A 12,749-nucleotide genomic window follows, 5' to 3' on the forward strand; every position below is an offset into this window, starting at 1 on the left:
CCCCGTCACGGTCCGGGCCACCCTGCGCAGGGCACCTCTGGACCCGACCCGCGGCCCGGTGAGAGCATGCCGCCGGTCGGGCCCACCGGCCCAGCTCCGTCCCGTCACCGTGGAGGACGAATGCCCGAGCCGCTGCGAACCCTCATGACGGCCACCCTGCTCGAGGTGTTCGGCGAGCGTGACCCGGATCGACGCACGGCCGCCATCCGGCGCACCTTCAGCGAGGACGTCGTCCTCGTCGACGCCGAGGAGACCGTGACCGGCCACGAGGCCCTGCACGCCAAGGTGCAGCGTCTGCTCGACCAGGCTCCGGGGTACGTCTTCACCCCCGCCGGCCCGCTGCACGAGGTGGCCGAACTCGGCCACCAGGCGTGGAACTTCGGCCCACCCGACGGGAGCCCCGCGGTGTCCGGCATCGACATCGGGGTCGCGCAGGACGGCCGTCTGGCCAGGCTCTACACCATCCTGCTCCCCGCACCCGACGGCCGGAACCCGTGACCGGACCGCGGATCCCCGCCGAACCCCTGTCCTACGAGCGGTTCCCGTCCAGCGCGCTGAGCAGCGACGGCATGGTCGTGCTGCCCGCCGACCACACCCCGCGGTACGGCAGCGCGACCCTGGACGTCGAGTACGCGCACAAGTCGGGCCGGCCACTGCACCTCCAGGTCCTCACCCCGCCCGTGGCCGGCCCGCACCCGCTGGTCGTCTACGTGCAGGGTTCGGCCTGGGGCGAGCAGAACCTCGGGCAGGAACTACCCGCCCTGGCCGACTTCACCCGCCGCGGGTACGTCGTCGCGATCGTGGAGTACCGGCCCTCCGTCGTCGCGCCGTTCCCGGCACAGGTCCGCGACCTGGCGTCCGCCGTGCGCTTCCTGCACCGCCACGCGGACTGGTTCGACATCGCCCCCGGGCGCACCGCGCTGTGGGGTGACTCCTCCGGGGGGCACACCGTCGTCATGGCCGCCCTCACCGACGGCAACCCCTTCTTCCGCGACGCGGGCGAGGGCTGCGAACCGCTGGGCGTGCGGTGCGTCGTCGACTACTACGGCCCCAGCGACATCACCCGGATGAACGACGAACCCTCGACCATGGACCACACGACGGCCGACTCCCCCGAGGGGCTGCTCCTGGGCGGGCACCCGGTGCTGGCCGACCCCGGGCTGGCGGCCCCGACGAACCCCGTCAACCACATCGGCGACTCGCCCGTGCCGCCGGTGCTCGTCGTCCACGGCAGCAAGGACCGGCTCGTGCCGTTCGGGCAGAGCGTGCTGCTCGTCGACGCGCTGCGGGCCGCCGGGCATCCGGTCACCTTCTACCGGCTCGAGGGCGCCGACCACGGAGGCCCACCGTTCTGGGCCGGACCCGTGCTCGACGTCGTCGAGCGGTTTCTGCAGGAGAACATCGCTCCGGCGACGACCAGGACACCACGTGAGGAGAGACGGATGTCGAACGGCGAGGACTTCAACACCCAGGTGATCGAGGAGTTCCGCGCCAACGCGGGCAGGGTCGGCGGCCCCTTCGCGGGAGCGCCCCTGGTCCTGCTGCACCACCGGGGCCGCAAGAGCGGACGCGAGTTCACCGCACCGATGATGTACCTGCAGGACGAGGACGACGCCGACACGACGTACGTCTTCGCCTCCAAGGGCGGGGCGCCCACGAACCCCGACTGGTACTTCAACCTCCTCGACGCCGGCCGGGCCACCGTGGAGGTCGGGACGCAGACCTACGACGTCGAGGTGCGCGAGATCACCGGAGCGGACCGCGACCGCGTCTACGCCGAACAGGCGCGGCGCTACCCCGGCTTCGCCGAGTACGAGCGGAAGACCGCCGGTGTCCGCACCATCCCCGTGCTGGCACTGACGCGGATCCGTTCCTGACCGGCTGACGTGGAACGTTCCGGCACCTCCGGGTGCCGGAACGTTCCACGTCGACCGCCGGCGGCTACTTCTTGGCGTTCTTGTCCTTCGCCTTGTCCCCCGCGGCGTCGGAGGACAGCGCGGCGATGAAGGCCTCCTGGGGCACCTCGACCCGGCCGACCATCTTCATCCGCTTCTTGCCCTCCTTCTGCTTCTCCAGCAGCTTCCGCTTGCGGGTGATGTCACCGCCGTAGCACTTCGCGAGCACGTCCTTGCGGATGGCGCGGACGTTCTCGCGGGCGATGACGCGGGCGCCGATGGCGGCCTGGATGGGCACCTCGAACTGCTGGCGCGGGATGAGGTCCTTCAACTTGCCGGCCATCATCACGCCGTAGCCGTAGGCCTTGTCGCGGTGCACGATCTGGCTGAAGGCGTCGACCTGCTCGCCCTGCAGCAGCACGTCCACCTTCACCAGGTCGGCGGCCTGGTCGCCGTCCACGTCGTAGTCCAGCGAGGCGTACCCGCGGGTGCGGGACTTCAGCTGGTCGAAGAAGTCGAAGACGATCTCGGCCAGCGGCAGCCGGTAGCGCATCTCGACGCGGTCCTCGGACAGGTAGTCCATGCCCTGCAGGTCACCGCGCCGCTGCTGGCACAGTTCCATGATGGCGCCGATGAAGTCCGACGGGGCCAGGATCGTGGCCCGCACGACGGGTTCGCGGACCTCGGCGATCTTGCCCTCGGGGAACTCCGAGGGGTTGGTCACCTCGACGACGCGCTTGTCCTCCAGCGTCACCTCGTACGGCACGCTGGGCGCGGTCGAGATGAGGTCGAGGTTGAACTCGCGCTCGAGACGTTCGCGGACGATCTCCAGGTGCAGCAGCCCCAGGAACCCGATGCGGAACCCGAACCCGAGCGCCACCGACGTCTCCGGCTCGTACGACAGCGCGGCGTCGTTCAGCTTGAGCTTGTCGAGGGCGTCGCGCAGCAGCGGGTAGTCCGACCCGTCGATCGGGTACAGCCCGGAGAACACCATGGGCTTGGGGTCGCGGTACCCGCCCAGGGCCTGCGTCGACGGCTTGGCCGCGTTGGTGACGGTGTCGCCGACCTTGGACTGGCGGACGTCCTTCACCCCGGTGATGAGGTAGCCGACCTCGCCGACGCCCAGGCCCTTGGACGGCGTGGGTTCGGGCGAGCTGACGCCGATCTCGAGGAGTTCGTGCGTCGCCTTCGTCGACATCATCGCGATGCGCTCACGCGGGGACAGCTGCCCGTCGACGACGCGGACGTAGGTCACGACACCGCGGTAGGTGTCGTAGACGGAGTCGAAGATCATCGCGCGGGCGGGCGCGTCCGCGTCGCCGACCGGGGCGGGGATCTGCTTGACGATCTCGTCGAGCAGCGCGTCGACGCCGACACCGGTCTTGCCCGAGACGCGCAGGCAGTCCTCGGGTTCGCAGCCGATGAGCTTGGCCAGCTCCTCGGCGAACTTCTCCGGCTGCGCCGCGGGCAGGTCGATCTTGTTCAGGACCGGGATGATCGTGAGGTCGTTCTCCATGGCGAGGTACAGGTTCGCCAGGGTCTGCGCCTCGATGCCCTGCGCGGCGTCGACCAGCAGCACCGCGCCCTCGCACGCCGCGAGCGACCGGGAGACCTCGTAGGTGAAGTCGACGTGGCCCGGGGTGTCGATCATGTTCAGCGCGTAGTCCGTGCCGCTCACGCCCCACGGCATCCGGACGGCCTGGGACTTGATCGTGATGCCGCGCTCGCGCTCGATGTCCATGCGGTCCAGGTACTGCGCCCGCATCGCGCGCTCGTCGACGACGCCGGTCAACTGCAGCATGCGGTCGGCCAGCGTCGACTTGCCGTGGTCGATGTGGGCGATGATGCAGAAGTTGCGCAGCAGCTCCGGCGCGGTCGCGGCAGGTGCCGGTGCGTCGACGGCTCTCGGGGACACGGGTGGGAAGCACCTCTCGTCGGACTTCGGATCGTCGGTCGTCAAGCGGGTACCCATCGTCGCACGAGCGGCAGGCACCTGGTCGGATCCGCCTGTTCCCCTTGACCCGCGGCTTCAACATCACTGAATGTGTTCAGGTGATAGCGATGCAGCTGTCGTTCCTGGTGGGGGCCGTGGCGCTGCTGGTGGCCGGCGTCGGCAAGCTGCGCCACCCCGCCGGCACCGTGCAGGCCCTGCGCACCCAGGGGCTGCCGTCGGCACCGGGGACGGTCCGCGCCCTGGGCGCCACCGAGGTCCTCCTGGCCCTGGCCGGCGCCGCCGGATCCGCGCCCGCCGCCTGGGGCGTGGCCGCGCTGTACGCCGGGTTCACCGGTTTCGTCCTGCTCGCCCTGGGCCGCCGCCGGCCGCTGAGCTCCTGCGGCTGCTTCGGCGGGCCCGACCTGCCGCCCACCCGCACCCACGCCGTGCTCACCGCCGCGCTGGCCCTGGCCGCGGGCGCCACGGCCACCACGACCCCCGGGATCCCCGCGCTGCTCGCGCTGGGTCCCGTCGCGGCGGCCACGGCCGCCGCCCTGGTGGCCCTGCTGTGCGCGCTGACCCTGCTCGTCCTCACCGGCCTGCCCCGCCTCGTGGCGGCCCGCCGGCTCATCCGCCCGGCCCGCTCCGCCAGCACCCGGCCGACCACCTCCAGGGGGAACGCGTGACCACGCTCGTGACGGTCCTGCTCGTCGGCCTGACCCTCGCGGTGGCGCTGCTGGCCCTGCTGGTGGCCGGTCTGCTGCGCTCGCACGCGGAGATCCTGCGCTCGCTGCACGAACTGGGCGCCGGCCGGGAGGACACCGCCCCGGGCGCGGGAGGCGGCGTCCCCTTCGAGGTGGGCCGCGGCGTCGTGGCGGGCTCGGGCCCGGTCGGCCAGCGGGCCGGCGACATCAGCGGCTCCACCCCCACCGGTGACGCCGTGCAGGTCGCCGTGGCCGCCCGCGGGACGAACACCCTGGTGGCGTTCCTGTCCAGCGGCTGCCTGACCTGCCAGCGCGTCTGGGACCGCCTGGCCGACCCCGCGCCCCTGTCGCTGCCACCGTCGACGCGGCTGGTCGTGGTGACCCGGGACGCGAACGCCGAGTCCCCCAGCACGGTCGCCGCCCTGGCCGCCGGGCCCACCGCCCGCGGGATCGACGTCGTGATGTCGACCGCGGCGTGGGAGGGCTACGAGGTCCCCGGCTCGCCGTACTTCGCCTACGTCGACGGCGCGAGCGGCCGGGTCACCGGCGAGGGCAGCGCCACCGACTGGGAACAGGTCGAACGCCTCGTCCGCGAGGCCGTCGGGGACCGGACGATCCAGCTGCCGCACCCCCACCACGAGGACCACGACGACGGACGGGGCGACGGCGCGCACCGCGAGGCCCGCGCCGACGCCGAGCTGCTGGCCGCCGGGATCACCCCCGACCACCCGAGCCTGACGCTCACGGCGCACGACCAGACGCACGACCACCCGCACAGCCACCCGCACAGCCACCCGCACGGGCGCCGGTGAGCGCCCTCGCGGTCGCCGCCCTGGCGCTGGGCCTGCCGACGGCCGCCGTCGCCGCGCTGCGGGCCCTGTGGTCGCCTTGAGGCGAGTCGATGCTCTCGAGCATCACCCCGCTCGGGGAGCGGGGCCGCGCCAGCCGGTGGTCCGTGACGGTCACCGCCCACCTCCTCGGCTCGGCCGCGGGGGGCAGCGCCCTCGGCGCACTGCTCGGCGCCCTGGGGCTGCTGCTGCCGCAGCCGGTCTGGTTCGTGGTCCCGGTGCTCGTCCTGCTGGCCGTCGCGACGATCGCCGCCGAGGCCGGGCGCCTGCGCCGGTTCCCCAGCTGGCACCGGCAGGTCGACGAGGACTGGCTGCACCGCTACCGGGGCTGGGTCTACGGCGTCGGGTACGGCGCGCAGCTGGGCGTCGGCGTCGTCACGATCGTCACCTCGCCCGTGCTGTACCTGGCGATGGCGTTGATGGTCGCCACCGGCGGCCCGGTGCCGGGAGCGGTCGTGGGGTTCGTCTTCGGCCTGGTCCGCGCCCTGCCGCTGCTGGCGGCCCGCTCGGTGACCACGCCGGCACGGCTGGCCGCGGTGCACCGGCGGCTGGAACGACTGGCACCACTGGGCCGGCGGGCGAGCGGCGCCTGGGCCGGGCTGGTCGCGCTGACCTCGATGGGACTGACGCTGGGAGGGGTTCTGTGAGACTGGACGCGCACGGCATCTCGGTCGACGCACCGGAGGGCTGGGAGGTGCGCATCACCCGGCGGGCCGCGCAGGGCCACGAGCCCGGCTCGCACCGCCGGCCCGTCCTGCACGCGGCGACGGTCGCGCTGCCCGCCGTGCGCGGCGACTTCGGCGGGGGCGTCACGGGCACGCTGGGCACCGAGGACGTGTTCGTCAGCCTGTTCGAGCACGATCCCGCCGCGGTGGGCACCGGACTCTTCGCCGACCGGGGGTTCCCGGTGCCGACACCCGCCGACTTCGCCCCGAACCGGTTGCAGCGCAGCATTCCCGGCCAGTCCGGTGGTCAGTGGTTCTTCTCCGTCGGCGAGCGGGCGTTCAGCCTGTACGTCGTCCTGGGCTCGCACGCGCGCCGCGCGGAACTGTTCGGCAAGCTCACACCGCTGCTGCGGTCGGTCCGGTTGCAGGGAGGGATCAGCTCGTGAAGGTGCTCGACGAGGTCCTGGGGACGGTCAGCGGCTTCCTGGCCGCGCGCACCAGCCGGCGCGGTTTCCTGGCCCGCACGGCCGTCGTCGGCTCGGCGTTGTCGGTGGGGCCGTGGGGTTTCCTGACCCGCCCGCAGACCGCCTACGCGGCCGTGTGCGGCATCGACTCGACGTGCTCGTCGGGGTACACGGTGTTCTGCGCCACCGTGAACAACGGCGTCAACCGCTGCCCCCCGGGCAGCCTGGTCGGCGGCTGGTGGAAGTCGGACGGCTCAGGGTTCTGCTGCGGTGGCGCGCGGTACTACATCGACTGCCACAGCTACTGCTCCTGCGGGTGCGACGGCCGGCGCAAGTTCTGCGGCGAGGGCTGCCGGAACTGCTCGTGCGGGTGCGGTCCGGCCGGGCAGTGCGACCAGCGCAAGGTCTGCTGCAACGAGTTCCGGTACGGGCAGTGCAACCAGGACGTGGGGTGCACAGGACCGGTGTGGTGCCGGGTGGTGACCTGCACGCCGCCGTGGCGGATCCCGGCGTGGAACTGCACGACGACCTCGGCGACCGACCAGCGCACGAACTCCCACAGCGCCCCCTCGCTGCAGGACTGCACCCCCATCGGCCGGGAGTACACCGCGATCGGCGGGCCCGGCAGCGTTCTCGGCGAACAGCGGACCCCCGAACTCGGAACGCCCGCCCGCAGCGGGACGTACCAGTTGTTCGACTCCGGCTCGATCTACCACTCCCCCGCGACCGGCGCGCACGAGGTGCACGGCACGATCGGCGAGAAGTTCGCCCAGCTGGGGTGGGAGGCCGGGCCGCTGGGGTACCCGACGACCGACGAACTCGCCACCCCCGACGGCCGAGGCCGGTTCAACCACTTCGAACGGGGTTCGGTCTACTGGTCCCCCGACTCCGGGACCGCTGCCGTCCTCGGCGCGATCCGCGAGACGTGGAGAGCGCTGGGCTGGGAGGCCGGCCCGCTCGGCTACCCGGTCACCGACGAACTCGCCACCCCCGACGGCCGGGGCCGGTTCAACCACTTCACGGGCCCACAGGGTGAGGAGTCCGCATCGGTCTACTGGACCGAGCAGACCGGGGCGCACGCCGTGCTCGGGCAGATCCGGGACACGTGGCGCGCCACCGGCTGGGAGGCCGGGCCGTTGGGCTACCCGGTGACCAGCGAGCTGCGTACACCCGACGGGGTGGGCTCGTACAACCACTTCGAGCACGGATCGGTCTACCTCTCCCCGCGCACCGGCGCCTGCGCGGTGCTGGGCGCCATCCGTGGCGTGTGGAGCGCGTGGGGCTGGGAGGCCGGACCGCTCGGCTACCCCTCGACGGACGAGCGGGCGACACCGGACGGCCGAGGCCGGTACAACCACTTCACCGGCGCCGACGACGAGGGGGCGTCCGTCTACTGGTCCCGCGAGACCGGGGCGCACGCGGTGCTCGGCGCGATCCGCGACGCGTGGGCCTACCTGGGCTGGGAAGCCGGCCGGCTCGGCTACCCGACGTCGAGCCGGCAGCGGACACCGGACGGCCGCGCGGCGTACAACCACTTCCAGGGCGGGTCGGTCTACTCCTCGGCCGACACCGGCACCCACGCCGTCCTGGGGGCGGTGCTGGACCTGTGGCGGGCCGGCGGGTGGGAGACCGGGCCGCTGGGGTTGCCGACCACCGACGAGGCCGCGGTGTCCGGCGGCTCGTTCCAGAACTTCGAGGACGGCTCGGTCTACGTCTCGGCCTCCACGGGGGCGCACACCGTCTCCGGCCCCGTTCGCGAGGCGTTCCGCACCGAGGGCGGACCGCGGGCCTGGGGTTTCCCGACCGCCGAACCGGAACCGCAGCGCGACGGGCAGGTCCGGCAGTCCTTCCAGCGCGGGACGGCCGTGCTCGACGTGGACAGCGGGCGGGTCACCTTCGGCTGAGGCGGCGATCCAGGACTGGACATCGGCGATCAAGGACTCAGCGCCGGCGATCAAGGACTCGAGGTCGGCGATCAAGGACTCGAGGTCGGCGATCAAGGACTCGAGGTCGGCGATCAAGGACTCGAGCGTCTGGATCGAATCCTTGATCACCGCATCCGAGTCCTTGATCACGGGGGGGCGGGTCAGGCGGGGGCCGGGCTGGTCCCCGCACGCCGGCAGGCCAGCAGGAGCGCGGCGAGCGTCAGCAGCGCCCAGGCCAGCAGCACCAGCCGGGGTTCCCAGCGCTGGGTGTCGGGGAAGTAGGCCGCCGCCCGCAACGCCGAGACCGTCGCTCCTGACGGCAGCCAGCGGTGCAGGAAGCTGAACGGCTCGGGCAGCAGCGCCGGCGCCACGGCGCCGCCGGAGGACGTGTTGCCCAGGAGGATGAACAGCGTCCAGGTCGGCAGCAGGGCCCAGCGTCCCAGGAGCACCGACATCGTGGCGGCGAAGCAGTTGGCCGTCACCATCTGCAGGCCCAGCGCCCACCAGGTCTCCAGGAACGGCAGCGGCTGGTCCAGCAGCACCACCGTCGCGGCGACGATGGCGAGGCTGCCGACGACCGCGAGCGCCGCCGCGCAGGCCAGCCACGCCCGCATCGACAGCGGTCCGGCGTTGGCCCGCAGCTGGAAGGCACCCACGAACCCGATGACGGTCGCGGCGATCGTCACGTAGAACGCCGACAGTCCCGAGGGGTCGTCGGGCGGCAGGGGGTGCAGGTCGCGGGTGGTGAGCCGCGTCGCGGTCTGCTCCTGGGCCTGCGCCGACGCCTGCCCGAGCACCCGCGCCACCGAGGCGCCGGAGGCGCTGGAGGTCTCCAGCACGACCGTGCCGTCGTCGCGCACGAGCACGACGGCGTACTGCTCCTGCTGCTCGACCGCGCGCTCGGCGGCGGCCGCGGAGTCGAACGGGGTGATCACCAGCCCTTCGGAGGTGGCCTGCTGCAGCGCCCGCAGGTAGGGGGCCTGGTGGTCACCGACGACGCCGATCGCGAGCGCCCGGGCAGTCGGGCGGCCCAGGGCGTCGAGGTAGAGGCAGGCGAACAGCGCTCCCATGACGGCGGCGATGAGGACGACCACGGCCGCGCTGCGGTACGGGCCGCTGCGCAGCAGGGAGCCCTCGTGCGAGGAGTGGCGGGCGCTCACCGGACCCGGTCAGACGTCGAGGTCGCCACCGTCGAAGCCGCCGTCGTCGAAACCCCCGTCACCGAAACCCCCGCCGCCGTCGTCGAAACCCCCGTCGTAGCCCACGTCGGTGGTGTCGTCGCCCGCGTCGTAGCCCTGGTCGTAGCCCTGGTCGTAGCCCTCGTCGTAGCCCTGCTGCTCACCGGCCTCGTACGCCTGGTCGTCGCCCCAGTGCTCGTTGCCGAAGTCGTCGGGGATGAGGGCGTCGGCGATGGCGGTGCCGACGAAGGCGCCGGCGATGCTGGTGAGCAGGGTTCCGCCGAGGCCCATGCCCATGCCTCCGCCGAAGCCGCCACTGAAGCCCCCGCCGCCGAAGCCCCCGCCGCCGAAGCCCCGGCCGTAGCCGCCGGAGCCGTACCCCGGGCCGTTGTTGAAGACCTGGACCAGGGTGCCGGGCCGGCGGACCTCGGCGCGGGTGGCGGTGCGCGCCAGCGACCGGGGGTCGTCGCCGCGCTGTTCGGAGGCGGGGACGACGGTCGACAGCTGCTCCAGCACCTGGCGGCGCTGCTCGGGCGACAGCTGGGCGAAGGCCTCGGCGTGCGCCTGCTCGATCTGGTCCGGTGGGGCGGTGCGCAGCATGTACCGGTAGCGCGCGAGCGCCGCCTCGTCGCCGTCCTGCCGGGCACGGGTCGGGGGGGCACTCGAGGGGGCACTCGGGGGAGCGCTCGGCGGCGCGTACTTCGGCGCCTGCCGGCTCTCGCGACGGCCCAGCAACCGGTCGAGCAGTCCCATGGTGTCCCTTCCCGCGTCGTGCTGCTCCTGCCCGGGAACGACACCACGCCACGCCCTCGTGCGCACCCCGGGCCGGGGAGGCACGGCGGTCAGAACGTCCAGCGGGTCTGCCCCGGCGGGTTCCCGGTCGCGAACCCGAAACCCGCCCGGGGCCGGACCCGGTACACGGTGGCGTGCCCGGGTCCGTGGTGGAACCTCCCGCCGGCGACGGTGAACCGCCAGGACTCGCCGTGCGCGGCGGCCATCGCCTCGGCCACCTCCCGCAGCACGGACTCGTCCGTGACGACCTCGCTGCTGCCCTCGACGACGACGTCCAGACCCCCCGGTCCGCCGGGGGACGTGACGACGACGGCGGGGTTGCCGGCGAGGTTGCGGCTCTTGCGCTCGTCGGGACCGCTGCAGAACCACAACGCGCCGTCGTGGACGGCCCCGACCAGCGGGGTCTGGTGCGGCCGGCCGTCGGGGCGGACCGAGGTGAGCAGCCACCGGTCGGCCGTGGTCAGCTGTTCCAGGGCCTGCTCCCACGGCACGGGCGTCGCCTCGGGTGCGGAGTAGCGGGCGTCCAGGGTCATCTCCATGCCGGGGGTGACTCCTCCCACGGCCCGAACCGATCGGTCAGCCAGCGCCGGAACGCCTCCGTCCACTGCGCGGTGTGCGGGAGCGCCAGCCGGCCGTGCTCGCCCCAGGCGACCCCGTCGGCCAGCCCGACACCGTGCCGGCCCTCGGGGTAGACGTGCAGTTCGACGGGCACGCCGTGCTCGGCCAGCACCCGCGCCCAGGCCAGCGCGTTCGGCAGCCCGGGAGGGTCCTGCGCCGTCGCCCACACGAACGTCGGCGCCGTGCGCGCGTCGACGTGGGTGACCGGCGACAGTTCCGCGGCCAGGTGCAGGTCGTCCCCGAGCAGTCCGCTGACGGCGCCGGGCGGCAGCAGGGCCAGGTCGGCCAGCCCGTAGGACTGGACGTGGAAGGCCGGTCGCGGAACCGTCGGCGGTCGCGGCTCGGTCGACAGCACCGCACCGGTCGCCAGCAGACCGGCCAGCAGACCGCCTGCGCTGGAACCGATGACGCCGATCCGGTTCCGGTCCGCGCCCGGCAGGAGCTTGCCGGCCTGCAGCGCGGCCAGCGCCGCGCGGGCCTGCTGCAACGCCGCGGGGAACGGGTCGGGCCGCAACCGGTACCGCAGCACCACCGCACCCAGGCCGATCGAGTTCAGCCACCGCGCGTACCCCTCGCCGTCGTGCGCGGTGTGCTCGCGGAACCCACCGCCCGGCAGCACCAGCAGCGCGGGCGCGCCCGGGACCGGGTGCTCCTCGAGCTGGAGGCCCTTCACAACGGCCCCAGGACGTCAGCGGGGTCCTCCCGCAGGTCGAGGGTCTCCAGCACCGTCAGCAACCGCCTCTCCTCGAAGCGGAAGTGGTTCTCCACGACCGCCTCCACGCCCTCCAGGTGCCGTTCCAGTTCCCCGGGGTCCGCCTGCCGGTCCACCGCCTCGCGCAGCGCCGCGAGCAGGTACGCGATCGTCGAGTGGTCCTGCTCGAGCTGCCGCAGCACCGGGCGCAGGTGCGGGTGCCGGGCGGCGATCGCCGGGAAGAGGGTGCGGTCCTCGCCCGTGTGGTGGCCGTGCAGGGCGGTGCACAGGCCGCGGCAGTACAGCAGGAGGTCGTGGGTCGAGTCCGCGTCGAGCGTCTCCCGGGTGAGGCGCAGCGCCTCCCGCAGTCGTGCGTGCACCTGGCGCAGTTCCCGGCTCCAGGCGACCAGCCGTTCCGTCTCGCGCTCAGTCACGCGGGAACGGAAGGGTTCGACGGATCACGTCGATCTCCCCTCGGTCCGGCGCCTCCATGCCTGGGACGGACTCCCACCGGCACGCGACGCTGGACCGGACGCTACCCCGCCCCCCTGCGGCGATCAAGGATCCGACGGCGGCGACCGAGGACGTCGGTCACGTCGCGTGTCGTGGGGCGGTCCGTCGCGCTGGTAACCTTGACGACGCCTTCGCTCTGTGCGGAGGTCACGGTCTCCCGCCGTCCCTCCCGGTGTCCCCACGCCGGAAGTCCCCGGTGGAGCGACCGCCCTCTGACACCGATCAGCGATCGACAGGAAGACGGAACACGTGGCGAACATCAAGTCGCAGAAGAAGCGCATCCTCACCAACGAGAAGGCGCGCCTGCGCAACAAGGCCGTGAAGTCGGAGCTGCGCACCGCCGTGCGTGCCTTCCGCGAGGCGCTGGCCGCCGGTGACGGCGACAAGGCGCAGGCTGCGCTCAAGGTCGCGAGCAAGAAGCTCGACAAGGCCGTGAGCAAGGGCGTCATCCACAAGAACCAGGCCGCCAACCGCAAGTCGGCCATCGCCAAGGCTGCGGCCAAGGCCTGATCCCCGGATCCCT

14 protein-coding genes and 1 pseudogene are annotated in these 12,749 nt (G+C 73.1%); 9 read left to right on the forward strand and 6 right to left on the reverse strand.

The genetic code is table 11. The features are described 5' to 3' along the window. The first annotated feature begins 120 nt into the window (after positions 1-120). From ACRYR2_RS09705 to ACRYR2_RS09715, 3 genes and pseudogenes are all read left to right on the forward strand, one after another. On the forward strand, positions 121-498 hold the full coding sequence (locus tag ACRYR2_RS09705; protein WP_432562653.1) for a nuclear transport factor 2 family protein: 378 nt from the start codon (positions 121-123) through the stop codon (positions 496-498). Positions 499-569: 71 nt separating this feature from the next. After that, positions 570-1,331 (forward strand): annotated as a pseudogene (locus ACRYR2_RS09710) (alpha/beta hydrolase fold domain-containing protein); the annotation flags it as partial. A 111-nt stretch (positions 1,332-1,442) separates the two neighbouring features. Then, positions 1,443-1,877, forward strand: coding sequence for a nitroreductase family deazaflavin-dependent oxidoreductase (locus ACRYR2_RS09715; protein WP_432562737.1), 435 nt, complete (start codon positions 1,443-1,445; stop codon positions 1,875-1,877). A 64-nt stretch (positions 1,878-1,941) separates the two neighbouring features. Here ACRYR2_RS09715 and lepA read toward each other — a convergent pair whose 3' ends face one another. Further along, positions 1,942-3,810, reverse strand: coding sequence for a translation elongation factor 4 (lepA, locus tag ACRYR2_RS09720; RefSeq protein WP_432562654.1), 1,869 nt, complete (start codon positions 3,808-3,810; stop codon positions 1,942-1,944). Positions 3,811-3,956: 146 nt separating this feature from the next. On the opposite strand from lepA, the gene ACRYR2_RS09725 reads away from it, so the two are divergent. The 5 genes from ACRYR2_RS09725 (at position 3,957) to ACRYR2_RS09745 (ending at position 8,413) form a co-directional block, all read left to right on the forward strand. After that, a complete protein-coding gene (locus ACRYR2_RS09725; protein WP_432562655.1) occupies positions 3,957-4,514 on the forward strand; it encodes a MauE/DoxX family redox-associated membrane protein in 558 nt (185 codons plus the stop codon). After that, positions 4,511-5,344: a hypothetical protein gene (locus ACRYR2_RS09730; RefSeq protein ID WP_432562656.1), complete on the forward strand. Its 834-nt coding sequence runs from the start codon at positions 4,511-4,513 to the stop codon at positions 5,342-5,344. The genes ACRYR2_RS09725 and ACRYR2_RS09730 overlap by 4 nt, the downstream gene beginning before the upstream one ends. Positions 5,345-5,433: 89 nt before the next feature. After that, entirely contained in the window at positions 5,434-6,027 is a 594-nt protein-coding gene (locus tag ACRYR2_RS09735) for a hypothetical protein (RefSeq protein ID WP_432562657.1), read from the forward strand. Beyond that, positions 6,024-6,491, forward strand: coding sequence for a hypothetical protein (locus ACRYR2_RS09740; protein ID WP_432562658.1), 468 nt, complete (start codon positions 6,024-6,026; stop codon positions 6,489-6,491). Before ACRYR2_RS09735 ends, ACRYR2_RS09740 begins: the two co-directional genes overlap by 4 nt. Beyond that, positions 6,488-8,413 (forward strand): LGFP repeat-containing protein, encoded by a 1,926-nt coding sequence (locus ACRYR2_RS09745; RefSeq protein WP_432562659.1) that lies wholly within the window; start codon positions 6,488-6,490, stop codon positions 8,411-8,413. The genes ACRYR2_RS09740 and ACRYR2_RS09745 overlap by 4 nt, the downstream gene beginning before the upstream one ends. A gap of 182 nt (positions 8,414-8,595) precedes the next feature. On the opposite strand, the gene ACRYR2_RS09750 is transcribed toward ACRYR2_RS09745, so the two are convergent. The 5 genes from ACRYR2_RS09750 to ACRYR2_RS09770 all read right to left on the reverse strand — a co-directional run bounded on the left by ACRYR2_RS09750 (position 8,596) and on the right by ACRYR2_RS09770 (position 12,147). Next, a complete protein-coding gene (locus ACRYR2_RS09750; RefSeq protein ID WP_432562660.1) occupies positions 8,596-9,594 on the reverse strand; it encodes an ABC-2 transporter permease in 999 nt (332 codons plus the stop codon). Between the two features lie 9 nt (positions 9,595-9,603). After that, positions 9,604-10,365 carry a hypothetical protein gene (locus ACRYR2_RS09755; RefSeq protein ID WP_432562661.1) on the reverse strand — a complete coding sequence of 254 codons (762 nt, stop codon included), beginning with the start codon at positions 10,363-10,365 and terminating at the stop codon, positions 9,604-9,606. An 89-nt stretch (positions 10,366-10,454) separates the two neighbouring features. After that, complete coding sequence (locus tag ACRYR2_RS09760) at positions 10,455-10,943, reverse strand: pyridoxamine 5'-phosphate oxidase family protein (RefSeq protein WP_432562662.1); 489 nt, start codon at positions 10,941-10,943, stop codon at positions 10,455-10,457. Next, the gene (locus ACRYR2_RS09765) at positions 10,934-11,695 is read right to left on the reverse strand and encodes an alpha/beta hydrolase (RefSeq protein ID WP_432562663.1); all 762 of its coding nucleotides are present in this window, start codon (positions 11,693-11,695) and stop codon (positions 10,934-10,936) included. The genes ACRYR2_RS09760 and ACRYR2_RS09765 overlap by 10 nt, the downstream gene beginning before the upstream one ends. After that, positions 11,692-12,147, reverse strand: coding sequence for a hemerythrin domain-containing protein (locus ACRYR2_RS09770; RefSeq protein WP_432562664.1), 456 nt, complete (start codon positions 12,145-12,147; stop codon positions 11,692-11,694). Before ACRYR2_RS09770 ends, ACRYR2_RS09765 begins: the two co-directional genes overlap by 4 nt. A gap of 328 nt (positions 12,148-12,475) precedes the next feature. On the opposite strand from ACRYR2_RS09770, the gene rpsT reads away from it, so the two are divergent. After that, positions 12,476-12,736 carry a 30S ribosomal protein S20 gene (rpsT, locus tag ACRYR2_RS09775; RefSeq protein ID WP_432562665.1) on the forward strand — a complete coding sequence of 87 codons (261 nt, stop codon included), beginning with the start codon at positions 12,476-12,478 and terminating at the stop codon, positions 12,734-12,736. The last annotated feature ends 13 nt before the right edge of the window (positions 12,737-12,749 follow it).

This window comes from Kineococcus deserti (genome assembly GCF_050871945.1).
GTDB lineage: Bacteria > Actinomycetota > Actinomycetes > Actinomycetales > Kineococcaceae > Kineococcus.

What these genes read in the sequence shown, in the direction of transcription:
- ACRYR2_RS09735 (WP_432562657.1), top strand. Translation starts at nt 5,434, where the DNA reads ATGCTCTCGAGCATCACCCCGCTCGGGGAGCGGGGCCGCGCCAGCCGG.
- ACRYR2_RS09705 (WP_432562653.1), top strand. Translation starts at nt 121, where the DNA reads ATGCCCGAGCCGCTGCGAACCCTCATGACGGCCACCCTGCTCGAGGTG.
- ACRYR2_RS09760 (WP_432562662.1), bottom strand. Translation starts at nt 10,943, where the DNA reads ATGGAGATGACCCTGGACGCCCGCTACTCCGCACCCGAGGCGACGCCC.
- ACRYR2_RS09755 (WP_432562661.1), bottom strand. Translation starts at nt 10,365, where the DNA reads ATGGGACTGCTCGACCGGTTGCTGGGCCGTCGCGAGAGCCGGCAGGCG.
- ACRYR2_RS09725 (WP_432562655.1), top strand. Translation starts at nt 3,957, where the DNA reads ATGCAGCTGTCGTTCCTGGTGGGGGCCGTGGCGCTGCTGGTGGCCGGC.
- ACRYR2_RS09715 (WP_432562737.1), top strand. Translation starts at nt 1,443, where the DNA reads ATGTCGAACGGCGAGGACTTCAACACCCAGGTGATCGAGGAGTTCCGC.